The following is a 25,602-nucleotide window of genomic DNA, read 5'->3' on the forward strand; positions in this document are numbered from 1 at the left end:
AACTCCAAATATTTTATTCAATTATCTTAGGGACTATAAAAAATCCATCCTGAGAATTTGGAGCATGCTTGCTAAGCATATCTATCACATCAGATTTTCTACTTTCATCTAGTCTAAATGGAGTTGCAGCATTTGTAGTGCTAGTCATAGCTTCAACATCATCAAGTTTTAGCTCATCTAATTTTTCTACAAAATTAACAATCTGACTTAATTGTTCTTCTAATTCTTGTCTTTTATCATCGGCAATTTTTAAAGCACTTAGCTTTTCAAGTTTGGTTAATAATTTATCATCAATTTGCATAATTTACCTTAATCTTAATTTTTAACTCAAGAAAACTCTTTTTAGGTTAAAAATTATAACATAAAATCATTTATTTTTTCATTTTTATATGTTACAATTATAGACTTAAAACAATAAATAATGTTTATTCTTGCTAAAAAAGGGAAAATATGGCTTTAAAAGAAAACCTAAAAGTGGTTCAAGCAGAATTAAGCTCTCAAGAGCAGATGATGGAAAATTTTATCAAATCTGAGCGCTTTATAAAAAAATACAAATACTATTTCATTGTAATCATTGTACTTTTAATCGCATATCTTAGCGGAAGTTATTTTTACAATCTAAAACAAGAAAGTAATATTCAAGAAAGTAATATAATTTTTAACAACTTATTGAAAAATCCTTCAAACCAAAAATTACTTGAAGAATTAAAACAAAAAAATGCAAATCTATACACCATATTCATGATGAATCAAAACAATCAAGATCTTAATCAAACTTTAAGCCTTAACATAGATCCTTTGTTAAAACAAATAGTGCTTGCTCAAAACAATCAAAAATCAGACTTTTTGAAAGATTATAATACCTTATTGGTAGGTTTTGATTTTCTAAAACAAAACGATTTTAAAAATGCAGATATAGAATTTAATAAAATACCTATAAATTCTCCCTTATGGCAGATTATTACAAGCTTAAAACATTATCAAGGAATAAAATGAAACACTTTTATTTATTTATCATTACTTTAATATTTTTTAGTGCTTGTGGCACAAAAAGGGAGTATTACCAACCAACGCAAGCAGAACAGCTTCCTTATAGCTCTCAAAGTATTAATGGTAAAATTATAAATTTCAATAACAATATAGCACAATTAAGCAATAATTCCTTTATAGATACTATGGGAAATATTATTAATTTTAAACTAGATAAAAATTATCATATTATAAATATGCAACAAGAAGAGGTTCTTATTGGCGATGATAATGGAAATTTTAAGATTTTAAATTTACAAGGTGATGAATTATTTTCTCATAAATTTAATGAAAGTGTAGTGAGTGCAAGTATAGATGGAGATGATATAGCTTTAATTTTAGCTAGCAATACCTTAGTATATGCAAATAAAAATCTTGGTATTAAAATGCTTCAAAATCTTGGCACAGCATATGCTCAAGATAGTCGTTATGCTAATCCTTATTTTTTAAATACCATTATTATATATCCTATGCTTAATGGAAAATTAGCCATACTTAATAAAAGCACACTAAAAGTGAGTAAAGAAATTTTAGTAAGTAGTGAGGAATTTTTTAACAATATCATCTATCTTCATGTTAAAAATGATACTATGGTTGCTGCAACTGCACAAAAAATCATCGTTGTTACTCCAAATAGAACCTTATATTTAAACGAAAATATTAAAGAAGTAAACACTAATGATAATGAAATTTTTGTACTAACAAAAGATGGAAGAGTTATTAAAAATGATTATAATCTTAGAAAAATCGATGAAGTAAAATTTCAGTTTGCTCTGTTTTCTAAAAGCACCTTGTACAATAACTCTTTGTATATTTTTGAAAAAACAGGTTATTTGATCAAGCTAAATACAAATTTGAAAGATTATACAGTATATAAACTAAGTGAAGCCGTTGATAAAAAAAGTTTTATGGCTAATGGTAAATTTTTCTTTCAAAATAAATTTTTACAATTAAACTAAAATGAATCAAGAGCTTAGTGATATTCTTATAAAATATGGGATTGTTTTAAAAAATACTAAATCCTTAGATATCCATGCTTTTAGTAAAAAGAAAAAATTAATTTGTATTTATGGAGAGAATACAAACAAACAGTGTTGTTTGATTTTATTTTCTTTTACAAAAAGTAAAATTTTAACAAAAGAATGTCTAGAATTTGAAAGTATTTTTCAAAATATAAACCAAACTCTAAACTTAAATTTTCAAAATTATTTTATATTTCACCAAGCTTTAATTTGTTCTAAAGCAAAAGAATATCTAGCTACCAAAGGGATTAAAAATTATGCTTTTATGTGATATTGGTAACACAACCGCTAGTTTTCTAAATGAGCAAAAATTTTATTCTATGAGTATTGAGCAGTTTTTACAATACGAACCTACACAAAAAGTATTTTATATCAATGTAAATCCAAATTTAGAGCAAAGATTAGAACAAAATCCTTTATTTATCAATCTTGCCTCATATTTTAATTTTGATACTATTTATGAGAATTTAGGGGTTGATAGAATAGCAGCATGTTACACTATAGAAGATGGTGTTGTAGTTGATGCGGGTTCTGCAATAACTGTAGATATTATTTCTAATTCTATTCATCTTGGGGGATTTATACTCCCAGGTATTGAAAGCTATAAAAAGTCTTTTTCCAATATTTCATCACGTTTAAGATACGAGCTAAACACACAGATTAATTTTGATGCTTTCCCTCAAAGAACCGTTGATGCTTTAAGTTATGGAGTTTTTAAAAGCATATATTTACTTATAAAAGATAGTGCATATGATAAAAAATTATATTTTACAGGCGGAGATGGGCAATTTCTTGCAAATTTTTTCGACTATGCAATTTATGATAAATTTTTAATTTTTAGAGGTATGAAAAAAGCTGTTTGTGAAAATTTTATACTTTAAAATTTATTTCTATACCCAAGCACTTGAAATTATAAAATTTATTTACTCAAAACAACTATATTTTGATATTATTAGCAAAATCAAACACACAAAAGGAATTGATAACAATGGATCAAAAACATTTTGATACCGTGGTAATTGGCGGTGGGATTTCTGGTGCTGCAGTATTTTACGAGCTGGCTAGATACACAAATATTCAAAATATTGCTTTGTTAGAAAAATACAATAGCGCTGCAACTTTAAATAGCCATAGCACAAGCAATTCACAAACTATCCACTGTGGTGATATAGAGACAAATTACACTTTAGAAAAAGCAAAAAAAGTTAAGACAACAGCAGATATGATTGTAAAATATGGTCTTTTGCAAAATGCACAAAATAAGTTTATGCACTCACACCAAAAACTCGCACTTGCAGTTGGAGACAAGGAATGTGAGTATATGAAAAATAGATATGAAGAATTTAAAGAATTATATCCTTATATTAAATTTTATACTAAAGATGAAATTAAGCAAATAGAACCTAATGTTGTATTAGGTGAAGATGGCATAAATGATAGAACCGATGAAGTAGTAGCTATGGGTGTAGAAGCAGGAGCGGTTTATACCACAGTAGATTTTGGCTTGATGAGTCAAAATCTTATAGAGCAAGCTTGCAAACAAGGAAAAAATACTCATGTTGCCTACAATCAAGAAGTTGTGTTTATAGAAAAAAAAGATGATATTTTTTATATTAAAACAAAAGATTTTAAAGAATATAGTGCGAAATCTATTATAGTAAATGCAGGAGCGCATTCTTTATTTTTGGCACATAAAATGGGTATAGGATTAGATAAATCTTGCTTTCCGGTTGCAGGAAGTTTTTATATGTCTAAAAGAAAAATTTTAAATGGTAAAGTTTACATGGTGCAAAATCCAAAACTACCATTTGCTGCGCTACATGGTGATCCTGATTTATTAGCTAATATGAATACACGCTTTGGCCCTACTGCCTTAGTTATCCCTATGTTAGAAAGATACCATGGTTTTAAATCACTACCTGAATTTTTCAAAACACTTAACTTAGACATGAATGTAGTCAAAATTTGCTTTAATCTTTTTAAAGATTCTACTATTAGAAATTATATTCTTTATAATTATTTATTTGAAATTCCTTACATTAACAAAAGACTTTTTGTAAAAGATGCAAGAAAAATAGTTCCTAGTTTGAAAACAGATGATATATACTATGCTAAAAATTTTGGCGGAGTACGTCCTCAAGTACTTGATAAAAAGGCAGGAGAATTAATGCTTGGTGAAGCAAGTATCACTGAAATTCCAGGTATAATTTTCAATATGACACCAAGTCCAGGTGCTACAAGCTGTCTTGGCAATGGTTATAGAGATGCAAAACTTATTTGTCAATACTTGGGTGCTAATTTTAATGAGGATTTATTTACTAGCGAACTACTATAAAAAGGATAAAAAATGCTAAAAAAAACAAAAATAGTTGCAACGATTGGACCAGCAAGTGAAAACGAAGCTACAATAAGACAAATGATTATTAATGGGGTGAATGTTTTTCGTTTAAATTTTTCACATGGAACCCATGAGTATCATAGTCAAAATCTAACTACTATTAGAAAAGTAGCAACTGAACTTAATGCAAGAATTGGAATTTTACAAGATATTAGTGGACCAAAAATTAGAACCTTAAAAATTCCAGAAGCTTTTGAATTAAAAAATGGAGATAGACTAGACTTTTACAAGGATACTTTTGAAGGAGAAAAACTTTCTAATGAACATTATAAAGTCTGTATTAATCATCCTGAAATTCTTTCAATGCTAAAGGTAGGAGAATACATCTATCTTTGTGATGGCTCCATCAAAACTAAAGTAGTGCAAGTTGAAAAAGATTTTATCCAAACCCAAGTAGAAAATAGCGGGGTGCTTAGTTCAAACAAGGGAATTAATTTTCCTAATACAAAAATTAATATCGATGTTATCACCCAAAAAGATAAAGATGATCTTGCATGGGGTATTAAAAATGATGTTGACTTTTTAGCCATCTCTTTTGTACAAAATGCTCATGATATTGATGAAGTTAAGAAAATACTTGATGAAAATAATGCCAAAATTGCTATTTTTGCAAAAATAGAAAAATTTGATGCTGTTGAAAATATCGATGAAATCATAAATTGCAGTGATGGTATAATGGTAGCAAGAGGGGATTTGGGTATTGAAGTGCCTTATTATAGAGTGCCAAATATACAAAAACTCATCATTAAAAAGGCTAACGAGGCTAATAAACCTGTCATCACTGCTACTCAAATGCTTTTTTCACTTGCAAAATCCAAAACTGCCACAAGAGCTGAAATTTCAGATGTTGCTAATGCTGTGCTTGATGGTACTGATGCAGTTATGCTTAGCGAAGAAAGCGCAGTAGGGATTGATCCGGCAAATGCGGTTGATATTATGACTCAAACCATTATAGAAACAGAAAAAAACTATCCTTATGAAAAATTTGAAACCTTTAAATGTTTCAATGAAACCGATATTATTGCTAAATCAAGCACACAACTAGCAACCGATTTAAATGCAAATGCAATTTTTACCATCACAAGTAGTGGTGCTTCTGCGGTTAAAACAGCAAGATATCGTCCAAAAATGGATATCATAGCTATTACTCATTCTAAAAAAGCTTTAAATTTTTTAAGTATAGTTTGGGGAGTTCAACCTGCTATATTAATAGAAAAACATGAAAATTTAACAGAGCTTTTAAGCAATTCTGTAAAACTTGGAGTCGAAAAAGGCCTTATGAAAAAAGATGGAGTTTATACTCTTACTGCAGGTTTTCCAATAGGTGTTGCAGGAAGTACAAATTTAATTAGAATTTTACAAAAAGATCAAATTGAATATTATTTAAGTTTGGGAAAATAACCCAAACTTAATATTCTTCTTCTATCAAATCACATAAACAATGTATAATTAAAATATGCATTTCTTGAATTCTAGCTGTATCATCGCTTGGAATGACTATATTATGCTCACATAGTTCATTCATCACTCCACCACCCTTTCCACTGAGTCCTATACACTTAGCACCAATTTCTCTAGCTTTTTCAAAAGCTTTAATCACATTTGGACTTTTTCCACTAGTAGAAATTCCAATCAACACATCATTATCACTAGCTAAAGCTTCAACTTGTCTTGAAAAAACAAATTCAAAACCATAATCATTTCCTATAGCACTTAAAGCAGAAGTATCAGTGCTTAGAGCAATAGCAGCTAAAGCCTTTCTTTCTTTTTTATATCTTCCGCTAAGTTCAGCTGCAAAATGCTGGCTATCTGCAGCGCTTCCACCATTTCCACAAATTAAAATTTTCCCACCACTTTTCAAGCACACTTTTAACTCTTGAGCAACCATAGCAATTTGCTCTTTTAAACTCAAACTTTGTTCTAAAGTTTTTTGATGTTGAATAAATTCCTTTTCGATTTTATTTATCATTTGCAATCCTATTAATTATATTGGTAGTGCTAAATCCATCTTCAAAGTCGATCAATTCTACTTTTTTTACTAAATTTGAACCCACTACCTCTTTGTCTTTATAATCAGCTCCCTTAACTAGCACATCAGGTTTTAAAAACTCTATCAATTCATAAGGAGTATCCTCATCAAAAATCACTACATAATCTACAAAATACATGCTCGCAAGCATACATGCACGTTGAAACTCTAAATTTATAGGTCTTGAATTTCCTTTTAGTCTTTTTACGCTTTCATCTGAATTTAAACCTACAACTAAGATATCTCCTAATTTTTTAGCTTTTTCAAGATATTTTATATGACCATAATGCATAATATCAAAACACCCGTTGGTAAAAACTACTTTTTGATCTTGTAGCAATTTTACAAGCTCTTCTTTGCTTTTAATTTTATCTTCAAAAGAAGCTTTTTTGAGGTTTTTTATCTCTTCTAAACTTACACTCACACTTCCTACTTTTGCTACCACAACAGCTGCTGCATCATTTGCTAGCTCGCACGCTTTTACAATATCAACTTTTAAAGCCAAAGCATAAGCAAGCATAGCTATAACACTATCTCCAGCTCCTGTTACATCATAAACCTCCAAGGCTTTTGCAGGAATAATATGTAATTTTTCATCAAAAAGTGCTATTCCTTCTTCAGATAAAGTTATAATAGAATAAGCTAAATTTAAATCATCTTTTAATTTTTTCAAAGCTTTTTCTAAATTATCAATTTTTTCTACACCCAAAGCTTGAATAGCTTCTTTTTTATTTGGAGTTAGCAAGGTTGCATTTTGATATTTGCTAAAATCACTTCCTTTTGGATCAATCAAAATAGGTAAATTTAAAGTATTTGCATGCTCTATCAAAGCTTTTGTTACTTTTGAAGTTAAAATCCCTTTGGCATAATCACTCAAAACAATCGCATCATAATCTTTTGCAATTTTTTTATATTCTTTGATAATTTCATCTTCTAATTTAGTATCAAAATCATTCTCATCATCAAGCCTTAAAACTTGCTGAGAATGTGATAAAACTCTACTCTTAAGAGGGGTTTTTCTATCTTTTTCTACTAATAATTTTGCATTTAAATTTTCTTTTAAAAATCTTCCACTCTCATCATCACCCACAAGTCCTAGAGCAAAAGCCTCAGCACCAAGACTTTTTAAATTTGCATATACATTACCAGCTCCACCTAGTCTTTTATCTTCTTTTTGTGATTTCATCACCATTACAGGAGCTTCTGGAGAAATTCTAGTACAATCACACCATATATAATGATCCACCATAAAATCCCCAACAACTAAAATTTTTGGCTTTTTAGAACTTAAAAAATCAAGCATTTACTTCCTTTTCATAAAGCCTTTTAATCTCATCTAAATAATCTTTTATTCCCTCTTCAAGACCAAATTTAGCTTTATATGAAAAACTCTCATCTAATTTTGCTTGAGTATGAAATTGATAAGCGTTTTTATAAGGATTGGGAATATACTCACAAGGATAATTAGTGTTTAATTCTTTTTGTAAAATATCAACTATATCTTGAAAAGTTCTTGCCTTACCTGTAGCTACATTATAAATTCCGCTTTTTGCTTCTAAAGCTTGCAAATTTGCACTCACAATATCTTTAATATATACAAAATCACGATAAATTTGATCACTTCCTTCAAATAAACGCGGACTTTTGCCCGCTAAAATTTGATGTCCAAATTGCAAAATCATAGAAGCAGTGCTATTTTTAAAAAATTCTCCCTTGCCATATACATTAAAATATCTAAGCCCGATTATATGCATTTTATCAAAGTATTTTTTTGCTAATTTATCCATCATTAATTTTGAAAATGCATAAGGGTTTTTAGGGGCTTCACTTAAATTTACAGTTTGCGGGCTTGGAGCATCTCCATAAACTGAGGCTGAACTCGCATAGATCAATTTTGCATTAAGTTCTAAAGCAAGTTCTATAAAATCTTTAAAAGTGTTTAAATTAGTCTTTAAAACTTTGTTTTGATCATAAACAGTTGTATCTGAAATTGCGGCCTTATGAAAGATCGCATCGGGTTTAAAATCTTTTATAACTTTTAAAGTTCTTTCATCATTAATATCACCCACATAAAGCTCACCTTCAAAATCTAAAATATTTTTAAAATGACCAAAGCTTTCTAAATTTCCATTTTCAAAAGTAGTGCTTGAACGCATTTTATCTACAATCAAAACTTCATGTTTATCTTGAAGTTCTAAAGCAAGTGCAGAGCCTATAAAACCTGCTCCACCCGTTATCACTATTTTCATTTTCTATCCTTTAAATAATGCAAAAGTTCTTTTAAATTTTTAAAGACCTTATAGTTTTTATCATCATTATAATTTTCATTAATCAAAAATAGATTTTTTACACCAGCATTAATTCCAGCTTGCATATCGCTTAAATTATCCCCTATAAAAAAAGATTGTGAAAAATCTATATCAAATTCTTGTTGTGCTTTTAAAAGCATGCCAGGTTTTGGCTTACGACATTTACAATTTTCTAAATGCGGGCAGTGATAAATTTTTTCTATTCTAATGTTTCTTTTTAAAAACTCATCCAACATATATGAACTTAAAATTTCAAAATCTTTTTCACTATAATAAGCTCTTGCAATGCCTGATTGATTAGTAGCTACAAAAATTAAAAAATTTTGCTTTTGAAAAAATTCGCAAAGTTCAAAAATACCATCACAAAATTCAAAATCACTGATCTTGTGAACGTATTTTTTATCTATATTAATAATCCCATCTCTATCTAAAAATAACGCCCTTGTTTTCATAAAAAAATTATAATGTATTTTTATTAAGATTTTTATAATTTATCAAGTAAAAAAGTTTTTTAAGCGACTTTAAATAAAAAAAGCTTATAATTCAAAACATTTTATTTTCAATTTATATAGGAGTGATACAATGAAAAAGCTACTTGTTTTATCAGCTTTAGCATGTCTTGGTGTTTCAGCTTTTGCTGCAGATGGTGCTACACTTTACAAAAAATGTGCAGTATGTCATGGTGCTAAAGCAGATAAAGTTTATCTTAACAAAGTTCCTGCTTTAAATTCTTTAACTGCAGCTGAAAGATTGCAATACATGAAAGACTATGCAGCAGGTAAAAGAAATGCTTATGGTCAAGGTGCCATCATGAAAATCAACCTTAAAGGTTTAACAGAAGCAGATTTCAAAGCAATTGAAGAATATATCGAAAGCTTAAAAAAATAATTTAACAGCCTTTATGGCTGTTTTTTGTTCTTTTCTAAAGCTTCTTTTTTTCTTTTTTCTAAAATCACCGCATCATTTAAAGCTTCTTCGCTATCATTTAAAGTAGTAAATTTATAATCATCATCAAATTGTTTATTCTTTATACCCCAAAGCAAAGCGCAAATTGCCAAAAACAAAGCAACCAAAGAAACGCCTATCATCATCATTAAAACACCGTTCATTTTTTAATCCTTAAAGCATTTAAAATCACTATTATACTACTAAAAGACATTGATAAAGCCGCGATTAAGGGATTAATCAAACCAAAAAAAGCTAAAGGCATGCTCAAGGCATTATAAAATAAAGAAAAAGCCAAATTTTGTTTAATAATTTGATAAGTTTTTTTAGCTATTTGTATGGCTTTTTGTAAGCTTTTTAGGTCATTTTTTAACAATATAATATCACTATTTTCCATAGCAAGCTCAGAACCTTCTTTTAAAGAAACCCCAACACCTGCATAAGAAAGTGCTAAAGCATCATTTACTCCATCTCCTACCATTAAAACCTTACCTGTTTGATTTAAATTAGCTATTATTTGCATTTTATCTTCTGGCATACACGAGGCTTTGAAATTATTTATTTTTAATTTTTCAGCCACCTTACTCACAGCAGATAAATTATCACCACTTAACATATAAATTTGCATTTTACATTCTTTCATAAATCTAATCAACTCTTCGGAGCTTTCTCTCATACTATCTTCTAACTCAAAAACTGCTAATATAATTTTATTTTTAGCAAATATAAAATGCGTGGTTTGAAATTCTTGTACTTGCATATGATTTTCTTTGAAAAATTTCTCATTTCCTCCCAAAAATTCATCTTTGCCCAAAAAGGCTTTATAGCCTCTTGCTTGAAAATTTTGAACTTTTTCAAATTCTATTCTGCCATCGATTTTTTCATCTAAAAATTTCAAAATGCTTTTAGCCACTGGGTGGTTAGTTAGGTGTAAGAAATTTAATAACTCATTTTTATCCAAACTCTCATCCAAAAAGCTTTTTTTAACTTCTAAGCTAGCCTTTGTTAAAACCCCTGTTTTATCAAACACAACCACATTACACTTGCTCAAATCCTCCACAACACCTGCTTCTTTAAATAAAATTTTTTCTTTCAAACCAGCACTAATTGCTACTAAAGAACTCACTGGAGTAGCCAAAGCTAAAGCACATGGGCAAGCTATAATTAACACAGAAACCATGCGTATCATAGCCTCTTCAAAACCCAAATTTAACACAAAAAAAGTAAAAGCAAAGCAAAGTAAAGCACAAGTTAAAATAATAGGTGAAAAATACTTACTTACTTGCTGTACCATTTTTTCTATTTTGGCTTTTTTTGAACTGGAGTTTTCAAGTAAATTAATAATCCTAGCTAATTTAGAATCCTTATAAAGTGCATTTGCCCTATATAAAGCATTCCCGCTTAAAACCAAAGAAGCAGAATAAATCATATCATCTTTTTGCACATCAAGTGGTAAACTCTCTCCACTTAAACTAGACATATCCAAGCTAATATTACCACTAACACACACTCCATCTATTAAAATTCTATCGCCTTCTTTTAATTCTATAATATCTCCTATTTGCACTTCTTCTACATCGATATTTTCTATTTTGTCATTTTTTAAAACCCTTACTTCACTGCTTAAAAACGATCGTAAATGATCAAGCGTATCAAGGGCTTTTTTCTTACTTAAAAGCTCTAAGTACTTTCCTATAAAAACAAAACAAATAATCATCGCTACAGAATCAAAATACACTTGCGAAGCTCTTGAAAACATTGCCCATATTGAATATATATAAGCTAAACTTGCCCCACTAATTACCAAAGTATCCATATTAACACTTTTAAATTTCAAAGCATAATAGGCATTTTTATAAAAAATCGAGCCTGTATAAAAAAGCACAGGAGTACAAAGTAAAAATTCAGCAAAATGTAAAATATCCTTAGTATCAGCTTCCATGCCACTAAAAAACCCAGCATACTTGGCTACAGATATCCACATGATATTCATCACACAAGCTATGGCAACTATTAATTTTGCATAAAAATCTCTTTTAGTTTGGGTTGCTCTTTGTTCATTCTTTGTAGGCAAATACACACTAGCTTTATAACCAATACTTTCTATGCTTTGGATAATTTTTGCTAAATTTATACTTTTTTCATCAAAAACAATTCTAGCTTTATGAGTAATAGAATTAATATCAACTTCTATCACCCCTTCACTTTTAATGAGAATTTTTTCATTAAGCCAAACACAGGCGGCACAATGAATTTCTTCTATAAGTAAAAAAATCTCACTAAAACCTTCTTTGGTTTTTTGTATGTATTTTTCATAATCTTTAACATTATGTTCTATTATGGCAGGAGTTAGGGTTTGATTGCCAAGTTTTTCATAAAATTCTTCCAAATTATTTTCTTGTAAAATCTCATAAACACTCTCACAACCCTTACAGCAAAAATAATTTCCATTTTTTTCTATCATTTGATCTTGTCTGAAACTTAATTGGCAGTGTTTACATTTCATCTTATACTTTCTTCAATAATTTTTTACAATATTTTATCATTTTTTTAAAATCACTATTTTAAAAATTATTTACAAAGCTATATTATAATTTTAAAAATTTGACAAAGAAGCATTTTTTTGAATAAAATCTCTTATTCATTATTAAATACTACATTTTCTACATTTTAGAGGATATATGGAAAATACAAAAGAAAAAAAACAACATCAAAGAACACACATTCCAGTGGAAGGTTATAAGATAGAAGATTTAAAGTTGCTTGATCTAGAAAGCTTAGTTAAAATTGCTAATGAAGCAGAAATAGAAAACCCAAGAGAATTTAGAAGACAAGATCTTATTTTTGAAATTCTAAAAGCACAAACCAAAAAAGGTGGTTTTATACTCTTTACAGGAATTTTAGAAATTTCACCTGAAGGCTATGGCTTTTTGCGTGGAATGGATTCAAATTTAAGCGATAGTGTAAATGATGCTTATGTGTCAAACTCACAAATTCGCAAATTTGCTCTGCGCGTTGGGGATATAGTTACCGGTCAAGTTAGAGAACCAAAAGATCAAGAAAAATACTACGCTTTGTTAAAAATTGAAGCGATTAATTATCTTCCATTAAAAGAAGCTAGAGAAAGACCTTTATTTGACAATCTTACTCCAATTTTTCCAACTGAAAAAATCAAATTAGAATACGATCCTTTAAAACTAACAGGTAGAATGCTTGATTTATTTGCTCCTATAGGAAAAGGTCAAAGAAGCTTAATCGTGGCACCTCCAAGAACTGGTAAAACTGAGCTAATGAAAGAACTAGCTACTGCTATTGCTAAAAATCACCCAGAGGCACATTTGATTGTACTTTTAGTAGATGAGCGCCCTGAAGAAGTTACAGATATGCAAAGATGTGTTAAAGGTGAGGTTTTTAGCTCTACTTTTGACTTACCTGCTTATAATCATGTTAGAGTAGCTGAGCTTGTTATAGAAAAAGCAAAAAGAATGGTAGAAACAGGCAAAGATGTCATTATCTTGCTTGATTCTATTACAAGATTAGCAAGAGCTTATAATACTGCTACGCCAAGTAGTGGTAAGGTTTTAAGCGGTGGGGTTGATGCAAATGCCTTACATAAACCAAAACGCTTTTTTGGTGCAGCTAGAAATATAGAGCATGGTGGCTCATTAACCATTATAGCAACTGCTTTGATAGAAACAGGCTCAAGAATGGATGAAGTAATTTTTGAAGAATTTAAAGGAACAGGAAATAGTGAAATCGTTCTTGATAGAAATATTTCAGATAGAAGAATTTACCCTGCAATTAACATCATAAAATCAGGTACTAGAAAAGAAGAATTGCTCCAAGGTGTCGAAAAACTTCAAAAAATTTGGGCAATTAGATCAGCTATTTCACAAATGGATGATATAGAAGCATTAAAATTTTTATACTCTAAAATGCTAAAAACTAAAAGCAACGAAGAGTTATTATCTATCATGAATGAGTAGCAATGCTTCAAGCTCTTGCTGTTAAATACAGACCAAAAAATTTCAATGAACTTGTAGGGCAAAATACTGTTTCTACAAGCTTAAAATATGCTCTTGAAAACAACCGTTTAGCACATGCTTATTTGTTTTCAGGACTACGTGGAAGCGGAAAGACTTCAAGTGCAAGAATTTTTTCAAGAGCTCTAGTATGCGAAAATGGACCAAGTGCTAACCCTTGTGGAGAATGTTCCCAATGTTTATCTTCGCTTAATGGCTCTAATATAGACATTATAGAAATGGATGCTGCAAGCCATAGAAGCTTAGAAGACATTCAAGAGCTTATCGAGCAAGTCAAATACGCTCCATCTTTAGCTAGGTTTAAAATTTTTATTATCGATGAAGTGCATATGCTCACCCCACAAGCAGCAAATGCCTTGCTTAAAACCTTAGAAGAGCCACCAAGTTACGTAAAATTTATACTAGCGACAACCGATCCTTTAAAACTTCCTGCCACAGTTCTTTCAAGAACGCAGCATTTTAGATTTAAGCAAATTTCTACCCATGATATCTTAAATCATCTTGAATGGATTTTGGAAAAAGAAAATATTAGTTATGAAAAAGAAGCTTTAAAACTCATTGCAAGAAGCGGAAACGGATCTTTAAGAGATACTCTAACTTTATTAGATCAAGCCATAGTGTATTGTCAAAATGATATACAAACACAAAAAATCACCGCTATGCTAGGCTTTTTAGATCCAGCTAAAATTGAAGAATTTTATCAAGCCATTTTAGCTAATGATAAGGATAAAGTTCTTGAGTTTTTAAAAGAATTTGAAGATTACGAAGCAAGCAATGTCATTGATGAGATGATATTTTTTTTAAAAGAAACATTTTTTGCCAAAAATAATCTTTTTTCTATGTTAATTTATGAAAGATTTTTTAGAATTCTTTCACGCGCTAAGACTATGTTAAATTCTAGTGATGATGATAGTTTTGTGCTTTGCGTTATGGCTTTCATGCTTATTGAAGCAACTTATCTAAAAAGCATTGATGAGGCTATTAAAGGTTCAAAACAAGATAGCATGCCAAATCCAAAACAACAAGAAATTCCTTCTATTCAACAAACCCCTAAAGAAGAAAAACTTAGTCCTTATGAAAATCTCTTAAAAGCAATATATAAAAGAGATTATGACTTAGCTGAAGTTTTCAAAAAAACCACACAGTTTGTTTCTTTTGAAGATGACATTTTAAGCATTAGCTCGCATGCTAAAGATGATGATAGAATGGTTTTAAACAATGGTTTTAAATTAATCAAAACATTACTTCATGAGCTTTTTGGAGAAAAAGCACAAATTAAAATCCAAAAAATAGAAACCATAGATACTCAAAAGCTGCAAGATATATTCAAAACTCCCATAAAACAAGAAGTAAAAAGCACTCCAAATCTAAATGAGCATTTTGAAAATTTTAAAAAAGACGCTAAAAAATACGACCCTAAAGACGAAACCAAAGAAGCTCTTAACAAGCTCTTTGGTTCCCCAACTATACAAAATTAAAAACTGCCGTTGATTGAAATATAAATTCTTCTTCCCTCTTCTATACGATTATAAGTATTTACCCAAACATCTTCATCATCTTTGTTTTTATAAGATTCCCAATCATTTGTAAAACTTTTATCAAAAAGATTATAAATTGCTGCATTGATGTTCCAATTTTTATTGATATCATAACGCACACCCATAGAAGCTAAAAAGACATCTTGATAGTATTCTCTATTAATATTTGTATCACCCATATAACGATCTATTTGCCACTCACCTTTTACCCATGGAGTGAATTTATTAAAGATATTATAACTTGCTTTTAACATGATATTGTGTTTTAAACTATCAATTTCTGGCTTTCCTATCACAGTCTTATCTTGTGCATCTTTTACTTCACTATCAAGATAAGTGTAAGCTAAATCTAGATTTAAATGTTCTATAGGAGTAATCCCTGCTCCAAGCTCTATGCCTTTGTATTCAACCTTGCCAAGATTTACATCCTTATAACATTTATAAGCTCCACAAGTACCAACACCTGGTATCATATCATCTTTTTTAAATTCTTGTTCTGAGATTTTATCTTTAAAATTTGTCAAAAACCCGGTTGCTGAAATATAAAATAAGTCATTATTGTAAACAGCAGCTAATTCATAATTAAGCGATGTTTCTTCTTTTAGATTTGGATTTCCATACATAGGGTACTTACCCTGTCCACTATAATTATAAGCACCTGCTATCAATCTATTAGCATATGGAGTTCTAAAGCCTGTTGAAACACCACCTTTTAAAGTAAGCTCGCTAGTAGGATTATAAACTAAATAAGCTCTTGGTGAAATATTATTTCCAAAAATTTCATGATGATTATACCTTGCACCGAAAGTAAATCTTAAATCATCTCTTATACTATACTCATCTTCTGCAAAAAAAGCTAATAAATACTGATCAAAATTCGTTGGATTAGCGATTTTATCTTGCATTTTTTCAAGTCTATATTCACCACCCACGCTTAAAATATGACTTTGGCCTAAAGGAATAACTGATCTTGTATCTACAATAATATCTTCAGCAACTATATCTCTATTTTGCCCTAAAAATGGCTGATTAGATAAACCAATAACCTCTCTCCCATCATTACTTACACGGTTATACTGCAAGGTAGAAGTAATCGAAAAATCTTCATACACACCCTCATGGCTTAAATAAGTTACTAATTTATCTACTTGCATAGTATCTTTATAGCCACCCTTTAACGAACCTGCGTCGTCTCCAGGCACAGTTAAATCACCTATTTGACCTCTATTATTATCATAGTGATTTCTTGAAAAATCAATATCAAATATCAAGGTATTATAATCATCTACTAAGTAATTTAGCCTAGTTCCTAAATTAAAATTATTAGCTTTTGTAGGACTTTGTTCCTTTTTTGCTTCGATTTCTTTTCCACCACCATCTCTATATTTTATATTAGATTGCTCCCTATAAAATTCTCTAAAACGCAAAGTAAGTCCCAAACGATTATTCATCAATGGGCCACTTGAATATATACTTGTACCATAAGTATTACCCCATTCTTTATGTGCATTAAAAATACTATCTAAACTAATTGATGTTTCCCATTTATCGCTTACTTTTTTTGTAATGATATTTACAACACCACCTAAAGCTTCAGAACCATATAAAGTACTCATTGGTCCTTTGATTACTTCTATTCTTTCTATACTAGAAATTGGTGGCAAAAATGAATTTGAAATTTCATTAAAACCATTAGGCCCTACTTCTCCACCTATCCCTTGTCGCCGTCCGTCAATTAAAATTAAAGTGTATCCTGTAATACCTCTCATGGTAATATTATAAGATCCAGTTTTTCCTTTACTAGCAAATAAATCCACACCAGGAATATCAGCAATAGCTTCGGCAACATCTCTATAAGGCTTACTTTCTAAATCTTTTTTGCTAATCACATTTATAGTAGCAGGGGCTTCTTTAATATCTTGAGAAAAACCAGAAGCGCTTACTATGGAGCTATCTAATAAAACTTCTTGCGATAAAGCATTGCAGACCAAAAAACTAGCAACACAAAACGATAAACAATGTTTTTTCATTATTTCCTTTCTTATAAATATATTTTCAAAACTGGAATATTATGATAATAATTATTAATTTAAAATAAATTTATTGTATCAATTATGATAATTGTTATTAATAAAAAATTTAATTTTTAGTAATATAATCACAAAAAAATAAAACGAGGATAAGATGGAATTTTTAAAAACTTACATTGACTTAATTATATTTATTGTTTTAGGAATAATGGCATTTATTGCTATATGGTGCACTATAGAACGTATATTGTTTTTTAGAAAAATTAAGCTAAATGATTATCAATGTCAAGAAAAATTTGATGATGCAATTAGTGAAAATCTCACCATGCTTTATATCATTTACACTAATGCTCCTTATGTAGGACTTTTGGGAACTGTAGTGGGGATTATGATTACATTTTACGACATGGGTGCAAGCGGGAATATTGATGTTAAATCTATTGTTATTGGTTTATCGCTAGCTTTAAAAGCTACAGCATTAGGAATTTTAGTTGCTATCCCTTCTTTGATGGCTTATAATGGATTACTTAGGAAAATATCAACCTTGAGTAATGCATATCGTATTTTTAAGGATAAAAATGCTTAAATTACCAAAAAATGAGGGTTTAAACATCATTCCTTTTATAGACATAATGCTTGTTTTACTAGCTATTATTTTAAGCATATCCACTTTTATCGCGCATGGTGAAATCAAAATCAATCTACCTCAAAGTGAAAATTCAAATTCCATAAACGAAAATAAAGACAAAGTGAGTATTTTAATCAATAAAGAAAATGAATTTTATATCGATGGAAAAACAGCTTCCTTAGAAGAAATAAAAGCAAAATTTGACACTATAGATTCTAAAACATTAGTAGAGTTAAAAAGTGATAAAGAAGCAAAATTTGAAAGTTTTGTAAAAATTATTGATATTTTAAAAAATAAAAATCATGAAAATTTTCAAATTTTAACAGAGCAAAAAAGATGAAAACATTTATAAACAATCATAAAAATCAATCCTTTTTTATCACTTTATTTCTCTTTTTGCCTTTATTTTTTATTTTTATTTATACTAAGAATTTTTTACATATACAACATAGTGCTTCAAAAGAAGAAAAATTTAATATAGCCATAAAACAATTTTTACAAGATTCCCCTAAAGTAAAAACCGAACAACCTAAACAAGAAAAAATAAAAAAACCAGAACAAACAAAAGAAAAGGCTATCATTCAACCTAAAAAAACAAATACTTTAACCAATACCAAGGCAATAAATCAATTAAATGAAAAAATAAAACCTCAAAAAACTATAGCACAAGAAAAAAACACTCCAACAACTTCTCAAGAAAGCATATCTTTAACTAATAACAATGAACTTTTAAAAGAAGTTAAACAAGCTATAGATGAAGCTTTAATCTTTCCTAGACAAGCCAAAAAAATGCGAATGAGTGGCGAAATTTTAGTAGAATTCACATGGACTAAAGATAAAAATCTATTAAACTTAAAAATATTAAAACCATCAAAATATAAATTATTAAACGATAGTGCCTTAGAAACTATACATATAGCGTCTAAGAATTTTCCACAATATGAAAAAACTTTTCATATAAGAATACCATTAATATATAAAATAAACTAAGCAAAATTGCTTAGTTTGTCTTGATTAAATTATATCCTTTGTAGATCCCATAAATTTTATAATCTCCATTTTTAAGCATTAAAACCACAGGATATTCTTCTTCATAACCTTGCTCCATCCCAGGACTTCCCTGAGGCATACCAGGAGCAGAAATACCTATAACATCTTCAGGTTTATTTTTCAAAAGCCAAGCAACTGCATCTTCAGGAACATGTCCTTCTATAGCATAACCATCAATTACGCCAGTATGGCAACTTTGATACATAGGCTGAATATTCATTTTTTCTTTTATTTTTAAAAAATCCTCGCTTTTGTGTATTTGCACTTTATAACCTTTATCTTTCATATAATCAGCCCAAAGATCACAACATCCACAAGTAGGACTTTCATAAATATTTAATAATTTTTCATTGGCCAATAAAGTAGCAAAACCCAGTGATAAAGTTAAAAATAATTTTTTCATATATCCTCCAAAAATAAAAAGATAAAATACATTATAAAAATTAATATTTTTATAAAACCTGTAATTTTTATTTGAAAATCTATCAAAATACAAAATTATACTCCTACTTCATTTAATAATACTTATTACAAATATTAACTTTACCTACAACTAAAACCCAAGCTATATGCCAAATAAAAACACTCAATGAATGATTTCAAACCAAATTTAAAAACTCTACTAAAAATACATAAAAAACCAATTTTATCAGATTAATAAAAAAACAAACTAATTTAAGGATTAAAGCAATAAATAATTTTAATAACTAACAATAAAAACAAACATAAGATTATATATAAAGTAAGAATAATAAGAGAATTAACAAGTCCGCAATGAGCTACTTTCCCCCTGCCAGTAAGGCGTAGTATCATCACCCACGATGTGCTTAGCTTCTTGGTTCGGGATGGAGCAAGGCGTCTCCACATCTGTATAATCACGGACATTGTTATTTAAATATTCTATTTAATATAGCATAATAAAAACAATCAATAAGATTTAAATATAAAAATCATTTTTATTTTTAGCTTTCATCTTATTCTTATATTTAGATGTTTTACTAAACTAAATCATTTTATTGTTTTATTTCAAGAATACTTAAAAAACAATGTTAAGAGCAAGTTCTAATATAAACTTTACTTGTAAGATTTTATAAGCTAATGTAGTTTTCATATAAAAACATTCAAAGCTTTATTAAAAACCTTAACAAGGAAGTGATGCTTAAATAAGATAAGCCAAACGCTCTATTAGTACTGGTCAGCTAAAGGACTTTCATCCATTACACACCCAGCCTATCAAACTAGTAGTCTTCTAGAGAGCTTAGAGAAGATTCATCTTAGAGTTGGCTTCACGCTTAGATGCTTTCAGCGTTTATCCGTTCCAAACTTAGCTACGCTGCGATGCTCTTGGCAGAACAACAGCTACACCAGTGGTTTGTTCAACCCGGTCCTCTCGTACTAGGGTCAAATCTCTTCAATCTTCTTACGCCCACGGCAGATAGGGACCGAACTGTCTCACGACGTTCTGAACCCAGCTCGCGTACCGCTTTAAATGGCGAACAGCCATACCCTTGGGACCTGCTCCAGCCCCAGGATGCGATGAGCCGACATCGAGGTGCCAAACCTCCCCGTCGATGTGAGCTCTTGGGGGAGATCAGCCTGTTATCCCCGGGGTACCTTTTATCCTTTGAGCGATGGCCCTTCCACACAGAACCACCGGATCACTAAGACCGACTTTCGTCTCTGCTTGACTTGTATGTCTTGCAGTTAAGCTGGCTTATACCTTTATACTCTACGAACGATTTCCAACCGTTCTGAGCCAACCTTTGTAAGCCTCCGTTATTATTTGGGAGGCGACCGCCCCAGTCAAACTACCCACCAGACATTGTCCCACTTGAGGATAACTCAAGCTGGTTAGCTACCCAAATAAGAAAGAGTGGTATCTCAACAACGGCTCATATACAACTGGCGTCATATACTCAAAGCCTCCCACCTATCCTGCACATTCTTATCCAAATAGCAGTGTCAAGCTGTAGTAAAGGTCCACGGGGTCTTTCCGTCTTGCCGCGGGTAGGAGGAATTTTCACCTCCACTACAATTTCACTGGATCCCTCTTTGAGACAGCTCCCATCTCGTTACGCCATTCATGCAGGTCGGTATTTAACCGACAAGGAATTTCGCTACCTTAGGACCGTTATAGTTACGGCCGCCGTTTACTCGGGCTTCGATCAAGAGCTTCGCTAATGCTAACCCCATCAATTAACCTTCGAGCACCGGGCAGGCGTCACACCCTATACATCCTCTTACGAGTTAGCAGAGTGCTGTGTTTTTGGTAAACAGTCGGGAGGGACTCTTTGTTGTAAGTTTCTTCGCTTTCGGAGTAAATCCTAATACGAAGCGAACCACACCTTATACCGAAGATACGGTGCTATTTTGCAGAGTTCCTTAAAGAGAGTTCTTCCACGCGCCTTAGAATACTCATCCCACCCACCTGTGTCGGTTTACGGTACGGGCAACATTAGCTAAACTTAGAAACTTTTCTTGGCTCGACGGCATCAGCAATTCTCCTCGCTGTCCGAAGACTTTGAAGAGCCTTTCAGTTCTCGGAGTATTGTTATACGGATTTGCCTATATAACCTCCTACGACCTTAGACTAGCACTTCCATCCGCTAGCTTGCTTAGCCCTAAGCGTCCTTCCATCGCACACTAATGTTGGTATTGGAATATTAACCAATTTGCCATCGTCTACCCCTTTCGGACTCGACTTAGGACCCGACTAACCCTACGATGACGAGCATCGCGTAGGAAACCTTGGGTTTACGGCGTTAATGATTCTCACATTAATTATCGCTACTCATGCCTGCATGCTCACTTCTATTCGCTCCAGCACTCCTTACCGGTATACCTTCGGCGCAAATAGAACGCTCTCCTACCACTTAGTAAAACTAAGTCTACAGCTTCGGTACTTACTTTAGCCCCGTTATATTTTCCGCGCAAAATCACTAGACCAGTGAGCTATTACGCTTTCTTTAAAGGATGGCTGCTTCTAAGCCAACCTCCTGGTTGTTTAAGTAACTTCACATCGTTTTCCACTTAAGTAAGATTTAGGGACCTTAGCTGGTAGTCTGGGTTGTTTCCCTCTTGACGACGGATTTTATCACTCGCCGCCTGACTGCTGTGATTACATATAAGGTATTCGGAGTTTGATAGGGTTTGGTACATTGGTGTATGCCCTAGCCCATTCAGTGCTCTACCCCCTTATACTACGACACAACGCTATACCTAAATATATTTCGGAGAGAACCAGCTATCACGAAGTTTGATTGGCCTTTCACCCCTATCCACAAGTCATCCGGGGGCTTTTCAACGCCTATCGGTTCAGTCCTCCACTAGTTCTTACACTAGCTTCAACTTGCTCATGGATAGATCACTTCGTTTCGGGTCTGCAGCATCTGACTTAAGCGCCCTATTCAGACTCGCTTTCGCTACGGCTTCGCGTGTGCTTAACCTTGCCAGACACCACAACTCGCAGGCTCATTATGCAAAAGGCAGTCCATCACACTGTATTGCTACATAGTGCTCTGAATGATTGTAAGCAAATGGTTTCAGGTTCTATTTCACTCTGATCACCTCAGTTCTTTTCACCTTTCCCTCACGGTACTTGTGCACTATCGGTCTGGTAGTAGTATTTAGGGTTGGATCGTGGTCGACCCAGCTTCAGACAGGATTCCTCGTGTCCCGCCCTACTCAGGATACTGCTAGCTAAGGTTTGGTTTTCGTATACGGGACTATCACCCTCTATGGCTACACTTTCCAGAGTGTTCTACTAACCTCACCTATTGCACATTGCAGTCCTACAACCCCCAGTGCAAGCACTGGGTTTGCCCTCTTGCGCTTTCGCTCGCCGCTACTGACGCAATCTCTATTGATTTCTTTTCCTGTAGGTACTAAGATGTTTCAATTCCCTACGTTCGCTCCATTATGGTAGTATATATCTCTATATACTGGGTTGCCCCATTCGGAAATCTACGGATCAAAGCTTCTTGACAGCTCCCCGTAGCTTATCGCAGTCTAGTACGTCCTTCATCGCCTTTACCAGCCAAGGCATCCACCATTCGCTCTTAATAGCTTACCTTTTAAATTCATTCTAAAACGCATCACTTCCTTGTTAAAGTTTTTATGATAAGACTTTACTATCTTAAGACGGAAAGCATTTAAACACTTAATAAAACTAAAAATATTAGTCTCACTAAGCTGTGAGTTTAAAACTTGTCTTTAACTAAAAGCTAAAGAAAAGATAGTTAGGTTTTATCCTTTAACAAGTCCTGTAAAATTGTTTTTATTAAAACTTGCTTGTGACTCTTAACAATGATAATTCAAATAACATTAAATAACTAATCTAATATATAAAATATTCTATTATTTATTTAGCTTAGGTCTTAAAACCTAAAGGAAGTATATATAAAGAGTTTAAATAATTTAAAAACATAGACAATAAAGTATTTTACTTTATTTACTGCTTTATTATTAGCTATATACTTGCTTTAAGTTTTAAAACTTTATTATATGATTGATAAACAAATCTTTTTTTATGGTGGGCCTAACAAGACTTGAACTTGTGACCTCACCCTTATCAGGGGTGCACTCTAACCAGCTGAGCTATAGGCCCTTAATAAATGGTGGAGAATAGCGGGATCGAACCGCTGACCTCCTGCGTGCAAAGCAGGCGCTCTCCCAGCTGAGCTAATTCCCCAAAATTAGCTTTTCATCAATCTTTGAAATCTAAACAAGGATGATTGAGTCTATATATGAACTGATAGTTGTGAGACTTATCAGTTTGTACTCTAGAAAGGAGGTGATCCAACCGCAGGTTCTCCTACGGTTACCTTGTTACGACTTCACCCCAGTCGCTGATTCCACTGTGGACGGTAACTAGTTTAGTATTCCGGCTTCGAGTGAAATCAACTCCCATGGTGTGACGGGCGGTGAGTACAAGACCCGGGAACGTATTCACCGTAGCATGGCTGATCTACGATTACTAGCGATTCCGGCTTCATGCTCTCGAGTTGCAGAGAACAATCCGAACTGGGACATATTTTATAGATTTGCTCCACCTCGCGGTATTGCGTCTCATTGTATATGCCATTGTAGCACGTGTGTCGCCCTGGGCATAAGGGCCATGATGACTTGACGTCGTCCACACCTTCCTCCTCCTTACGAAGGCAGTCTATTTAGAGTGCTCGGCCGAACCGTTAGCAACTAAATACGTGGGTTGCGCTCGTTGCGGGACTTAACCCAACATCTCACGACACGAGCTGACGACAGCCGTGCAGCACCTGTCTCTAAGTTCTAGCAAGCTAGCACCCTTTTATCTCTAAAAGGTTCTTAGGATATCAAGCCCAGGTAAGGTTCTTCGCGTATCTTCGAATTAAACCACATGCTCCACCGCTTGTGCGGGTCCCCGTCTATTCCTTTGAGTTTTAATCTTGCGACCGTACTCCCCAGGCGGTACACTTAATGCGTTAGCTGCATTACTGAGATGACTAGCACCCCAACAACTAGTGTACATCGTTTAGGGCGTGGACTACCAGGGTATCTAATCCTGTTTGCTCCCCACGCTTTCGCGCCTTAGCGTCAGTTAAGTTCCAGCAGATCGCCTTCGCAATGGGTATTCTTGGTGATATCTACGGATTTTACCCCTACACCACCAATTCCATCTGCCTCTCCCTCACTCTAGACTACCAGTTTCCCAAGCAGTTCAACGGTTAAGCCGTTGGATTTCACAAGAGACTTGATAATCCGCCTACGCGCCCTTTACGCCCAGTGATTCCGAGTAACGCTTGCACCCTCCGTATTACCGCGGCTGCTGGCACGGAGTTAGCCGGTGCTTATTCCTTAGGTACCGTCAGAATTCTTCCCTAAGAAAAGGAGTTTACGCTCCGAAAAGTGTCATCCTCCACGCGGCGTTGCTGCGTCAGGGTTTCCCCCATTGCGCAATATTCCCTACTGCTGCCTCCCGTAGGAGTCTGGACCGTGTCTCAGTTCCAGTGTGACTGATCATCCTCTCAGACCAGTTAAGCGTCATAGCCTTGGTGAGCCATTACCTCACCAACTAGCTGATACTATATAGTCTCATCCTACACCGAAAAAACTTTCCCTACTCAACTTGTGTTAAGCAGGAGTATAGAGTATTAGCAGTCGTTTCCAACTGTTGTCCTCTTGTGTAGGGCAGATTAACTATACCTTACTCACCCGTGCGCCACTAATCCACTTCTAGCAAGCTAAAAGCTTCATCGTTCGACTTGCATGTATTAGGCACGCCGCCAGCGTTCACTCTGAGCCAGGATCAAACTCTCCATAAAAAATAATTGGATAAGTTTAATCTTTTTCTTCAAAGAAAAAGTTGATTGTTAAGATTTAAAAATAAATCTTTCTGGCTCAATCGATCACTTATTTAGATTTCAAAGATTGACTATAAGATTTGATTAACAATATTAATAATTTAAAGAACAAATACTAAAAAATTAAGACAAAAAGTCTTAGCTTTTTAAAACCCTTTCGTTTAAAAAGGAAATGAAATTATAGCAATAAAAGCTTAAAGTTTTATTAACATAATTAGACATTTAAAGAAATTTGTTTTAGGG

At 32.4% G+C, this 25,602-nt stretch carries 21 protein-coding genes, 2 tRNA genes and 3 rRNA genes; 12 read left to right on the forward strand and 14 right to left on the reverse strand.

What is annotated here, in order from left to right; all coding sequences use genetic code 11:
* Positions 1 to 13 precede the first annotated feature (13 nt).
* Positions 14 to 301: an Asp-tRNA(Asn)/Glu-tRNA(Gln) amidotransferase subunit GatC gene (gene gatC / locus L8U98_RS06810; protein ID WP_263664170.1), complete on the reverse strand. Its 288-nt coding sequence runs from the start codon at positions 299 to 301 to the stop codon at positions 14 to 16.
* Positions 302 to 450: 149 nt separating this feature from the next.
* Between gatC and L8U98_RS06815 the strand changes: the two genes are divergently transcribed.
* From L8U98_RS06815 to pyk, 6 genes are all read left to right on the forward strand, one after another.
* On the forward strand, positions 451 to 996 hold the full coding sequence (locus L8U98_RS06815) for a hypothetical protein (protein ID WP_263725334.1): 546 nt from the start codon (positions 451 to 453) through the stop codon (positions 994 to 996).
* On the forward strand, positions 993 to 1,988 hold the full coding sequence (locus L8U98_RS06820; RefSeq protein ID WP_263707207.1) for a hypothetical protein: 996 nt from the start codon (positions 993 to 995) through the stop codon (positions 1,986 to 1,988). Before L8U98_RS06815 ends, L8U98_RS06820 begins: the two co-directional genes overlap by 4 nt.
* Before the next feature lies 1 nt (position 1,989).
* A complete protein-coding gene (locus L8U98_RS06825; protein ID WP_263679603.1) occupies positions 1,990 to 2,322 on the forward strand; it encodes a hypothetical protein in 333 nt (110 codons plus the stop codon).
* A complete protein-coding gene (locus L8U98_RS06830) occupies positions 2,309 to 2,932 on the forward strand; it encodes a type III pantothenate kinase (RefSeq protein ID WP_263683203.1) in 624 nt (207 codons plus the stop codon). Before L8U98_RS06825 ends, L8U98_RS06830 begins: the two co-directional genes overlap by 14 nt.
* A gap of 107 nt (positions 2,933 to 3,039) precedes the next feature.
* The gene (locus L8U98_RS06835) at positions 3,040 to 4,386 is read left to right on the forward strand and encodes an FAD-dependent oxidoreductase (protein WP_263725335.1); all 1,347 of its coding nucleotides are present in this window, start codon (positions 3,040 to 3,042) and stop codon (positions 4,384 to 4,386) included.
* A 12-nt stretch (positions 4,387 to 4,398) separates the two neighbouring features.
* Entirely contained in the window at positions 4,399 to 5,850 is a 1,452-nt protein-coding gene (gene pyk, locus L8U98_RS06840; RefSeq protein WP_263664164.1) for a pyruvate kinase, read from the forward strand.
* Positions 5,851 to 5,857: 7 nt separating this feature from the next.
* On the opposite strand, the gene gmhA is transcribed toward pyk, so the two are convergent.
* Genes gmhA through L8U98_RS06860 form a run of 4 tightly spaced genes read right to left on the reverse strand, consistent with a single transcriptional unit; the run spans position 5,858 to position 9,239 of the window.
* Entirely contained in the window at positions 5,858 to 6,418 is a 561-nt protein-coding gene (gmhA, locus tag L8U98_RS06845) for a D-sedoheptulose 7-phosphate isomerase (protein WP_263683205.1), read from the reverse strand.
* Positions 6,408 to 7,781, reverse strand: coding sequence for a D-glycero-beta-D-manno-heptose-7-phosphate kinase (gene rfaE1 / locus L8U98_RS06850; RefSeq protein ID WP_263725336.1), 1,374 nt, complete (start codon positions 7,779 to 7,781; stop codon positions 6,408 to 6,410). Before rfaE1 ends, gmhA begins: the two co-directional genes overlap by 11 nt.
* A complete protein-coding gene (gene rfaD, locus L8U98_RS06855; protein WP_263725337.1) occupies positions 7,774 to 8,727 on the reverse strand; it encodes an ADP-glyceromanno-heptose 6-epimerase in 954 nt (317 codons plus the stop codon). Before rfaD ends, rfaE1 begins: the two co-directional genes overlap by 8 nt.
* Positions 8,724 to 9,239 carry a D-glycero-alpha-D-manno-heptose-1,7-bisphosphate 7-phosphatase gene (locus L8U98_RS06860; protein WP_263725338.1) on the reverse strand — a complete coding sequence of 172 codons (516 nt, stop codon included), beginning with the start codon at positions 9,237 to 9,239 and terminating at the stop codon, positions 8,724 to 8,726. Before L8U98_RS06860 ends, rfaD begins: the two co-directional genes overlap by 4 nt.
* 130 nt (positions 9,240 to 9,369) lie before the next feature.
* Between L8U98_RS06860 and L8U98_RS06865 the strand changes: the two genes are divergently transcribed.
* Positions 9,370 to 9,675, forward strand: coding sequence for a cytochrome c553 (locus tag L8U98_RS06865; RefSeq protein ID WP_039668143.1), 306 nt, complete (start codon positions 9,370 to 9,372; stop codon positions 9,673 to 9,675).
* 11 nt (positions 9,676 to 9,686) lie between these two features.
* On the opposite strand, the gene ccoS is transcribed toward L8U98_RS06865, so the two are convergent.
* A complete protein-coding gene (ccoS, locus tag L8U98_RS06870; RefSeq protein ID WP_039668142.1) occupies positions 9,687 to 9,896 on the reverse strand; it encodes a cbb3-type cytochrome oxidase assembly protein CcoS in 210 nt (69 codons plus the stop codon).
* Positions 9,893 to 12,238 carry a heavy metal translocating P-type ATPase gene (locus L8U98_RS06875; RefSeq protein ID WP_263725339.1) on the reverse strand — a complete coding sequence of 782 codons (2,346 nt, stop codon included), beginning with the start codon at positions 12,236 to 12,238 and terminating at the stop codon, positions 9,893 to 9,895. The genes ccoS and L8U98_RS06875 overlap by 4 nt, the downstream gene beginning before the upstream one ends.
* Positions 12,239 to 12,413: 175 nt before the next feature.
* Here L8U98_RS06875 and rho point away from each other — a divergent pair, with 175 nt between their 5' ends.
* Together rho and L8U98_RS06885 are read left to right on the forward strand one after the other, a co-directional pair.
* Positions 12,414 to 13,718, forward strand: coding sequence for a transcription termination factor Rho (gene rho, locus L8U98_RS06880; protein ID WP_039617780.1), 1,305 nt, complete (start codon positions 12,414 to 12,416; stop codon positions 13,716 to 13,718).
* Between the two features lie 2 nt (positions 13,719 to 13,720).
* Positions 13,721 to 15,253 (forward strand): DNA polymerase III subunit gamma/tau, encoded by a 1,533-nt coding sequence (locus L8U98_RS06885; protein ID WP_263725340.1) that lies wholly within the window; start codon positions 13,721 to 13,723, stop codon positions 15,251 to 15,253.
* Here the strand turns inward: L8U98_RS06885 and L8U98_RS06890 are convergent.
* Positions 15,250 to 17,343, reverse strand: a complete 2,094-nt coding sequence (locus tag L8U98_RS06890) for a TonB-dependent receptor domain-containing protein (protein WP_263725341.1) — start codon at positions 17,341 to 17,343, stop codon at positions 15,250 to 15,252. The genes L8U98_RS06885 and L8U98_RS06890 overlap by 4 nt on opposite strands.
* 154 nt (positions 17,344 to 17,497) lie before the next feature.
* On the opposite strand from L8U98_RS06890, the gene exbB reads away from it, so the two are divergent.
* The 3 genes from exbB to L8U98_RS06905 are packed head-to-tail and all read left to right on the forward strand — an operon-like array spanning position 17,498 to position 18,961.
* A complete protein-coding gene (gene exbB, locus L8U98_RS06895) occupies positions 17,498 to 17,929 on the forward strand; it encodes a TonB-system energizer ExbB (RefSeq protein ID WP_149062773.1) in 432 nt (143 codons plus the stop codon).
* Complete coding sequence (gene exbD, locus L8U98_RS06900; RefSeq protein ID WP_263702954.1) at positions 17,922 to 18,311, forward strand: TonB system transport protein ExbD; 390 nt, start codon at positions 17,922 to 17,924, stop codon at positions 18,309 to 18,311. Before exbB ends, exbD begins: the two co-directional genes overlap by 8 nt.
* Positions 18,308 to 18,961 carry an energy transducer TonB gene (locus tag L8U98_RS06905; protein WP_263725342.1) on the forward strand — a complete coding sequence of 218 codons (654 nt, stop codon included), beginning with the start codon at positions 18,308 to 18,310 and terminating at the stop codon, positions 18,959 to 18,961. Before exbD ends, L8U98_RS06905 begins: the two co-directional genes overlap by 4 nt.
* Before the next feature lie 10 nt (positions 18,962 to 18,971).
* Here the strand turns inward: L8U98_RS06905 and L8U98_RS06910 are convergent, their stop codons facing one another.
* From L8U98_RS06910 to L8U98_RS06935, 6 genes are all read right to left on the reverse strand, one after another.
* Positions 18,972 to 19,424 (reverse strand): DUF411 domain-containing protein, encoded by a 453-nt coding sequence (locus L8U98_RS06910; RefSeq protein WP_263725343.1) that lies wholly within the window; start codon positions 19,422 to 19,424, stop codon positions 18,972 to 18,974.
* A 363-nt stretch (positions 19,425 to 19,787) separates the two neighbouring features.
* Positions 19,788 to 19,904, reverse strand: a 5S ribosomal RNA gene (gene rrf, locus L8U98_RS06915).
* Positions 19,905 to 20,185: 281 nt separating this feature from the next.
* A 23S ribosomal RNA gene (locus tag L8U98_RS06920) occupies positions 20,186 to 23,093 on the reverse strand.
* A gap of 457 nt (positions 23,094 to 23,550) precedes the next feature.
* A tRNA-Ile gene (locus L8U98_RS06925) sits at positions 23,551 to 23,627 on the reverse strand.
* A gap of 8 nt (positions 23,628 to 23,635) precedes the next feature.
* Positions 23,636 to 23,711: transfer RNA gene (locus L8U98_RS06930), tRNA-Ala, on the reverse strand.
* A 95-nt stretch (positions 23,712 to 23,806) separates the two neighbouring features.
* Positions 23,807 to 25,320 (reverse strand): 16S ribosomal RNA (locus tag L8U98_RS06935).
* The 16S, 23S and 5S rRNA genes sit together here with 2 tRNA genes alongside, the layout of an rRNA operon.
* Positions 25,321 to 25,602: the final 282 nt, after the last annotated feature.

This window comes from Campylobacter sp. RKI_CA19_01128, assembly GCF_025771175.1.
Lineage (GTDB): Bacteria > Campylobacterota > Campylobacteria > Campylobacterales > Campylobacteraceae > Campylobacter_D.

Coding starts and splice junctions, on each gene's coding strand:
- pyk (WP_263664164.1), top strand. CDS start 4,399: ATGCTAAAAAAAACAAAAATAGTTGCAACGATTGGACCAGCAAGTGAA.
- exbD (WP_263702954.1), top strand. CDS start 17,922: ATGCTTAAATTACCAAAAAATGAGGGTTTAAACATCATTCCTTTTATA.
- L8U98_RS06815 (WP_263725334.1), top strand. CDS start 451: ATGGCTTTAAAAGAAAACCTAAAAGTGGTTCAAGCAGAATTAAGCTCT.
- L8U98_RS06825 (WP_263679603.1), top strand. CDS start 1,990: ATGAATCAAGAGCTTAGTGATATTCTTATAAAATATGGGATTGTTTTA.
- L8U98_RS06890 (WP_263725341.1), bottom strand. CDS start 17,343: ATGAAAAAACATTGTTTATCGTTTTGTGTTGCTAGTTTTTTGGTCTGC.
- rho (WP_039617780.1), top strand. CDS start 12,414: ATGGAAAATACAAAAGAAAAAAAACAACATCAAAGAACACACATTCCA.
- gmhA (WP_263683205.1), bottom strand. CDS start 6,418: ATGATAAATAAAATCGAAAAGGAATTTATTCAACATCAAAAAACTTTA.
- L8U98_RS06865 (WP_039668143.1), top strand. CDS start 9,370: ATGAAAAAGCTACTTGTTTTATCAGCTTTAGCATGTCTTGGTGTTTCA.
- L8U98_RS06835 (WP_263725335.1), top strand. CDS start 3,040: ATGGATCAAAAACATTTTGATACCGTGGTAATTGGCGGTGGGATTTCT.
- exbB (WP_149062773.1), top strand. CDS start 17,498: ATGGAATTTTTAAAAACTTACATTGACTTAATTATATTTATTGTTTTA.
- L8U98_RS06820 (WP_263707207.1), top strand. CDS start 993: ATGAAACACTTTTATTTATTTATCATTACTTTAATATTTTTTAGTGCT.
- L8U98_RS06830 (WP_263683203.1), top strand. CDS start 2,309: ATGCTTTTATGTGATATTGGTAACACAACCGCTAGTTTTCTAAATGAG.
- L8U98_RS06905 (WP_263725342.1), top strand. CDS start 18,308: ATGAAAACATTTATAAACAATCATAAAAATCAATCCTTTTTTATCACT.
- L8U98_RS06910 (WP_263725343.1), bottom strand. CDS start 19,424: ATGAAAAAATTATTTTTAACTTTATCACTGGGTTTTGCTACTTTATTG.
- gatC (WP_263664170.1), bottom strand. CDS start 301: ATGCAAATTGATGATAAATTATTAACCAAACTTGAAAAGCTAAGTGCT.
- ccoS (WP_039668142.1), bottom strand. CDS start 9,896: ATGAACGGTGTTTTAATGATGATGATAGGCGTTTCTTTGGTTGCTTTG.
- L8U98_RS06885 (WP_263725340.1), top strand. CDS start 13,721: ATGCTTCAAGCTCTTGCTGTTAAATACAGACCAAAAAATTTCAATGAA.
- rfaE1 (WP_263725336.1), bottom strand. CDS start 7,781: ATGCTTGATTTTTTAAGTTCTAAAAAGCCAAAAATTTTAGTTGTTGGG.
- L8U98_RS06860 (WP_263725338.1), bottom strand. CDS start 9,239: ATGAAAACAAGGGCGTTATTTTTAGATAGAGATGGGATTATTAATATA.
- rfaD (WP_263725337.1), bottom strand. CDS start 8,727: ATGAAAATAGTGATAACGGGTGGAGCAGGTTTTATAGGCTCTGCACTT.
- L8U98_RS06875 (WP_263725339.1), bottom strand. CDS start 12,238: ATGAAATGTAAACACTGCCAATTAAGTTTCAGACAAGATCAAATGATA.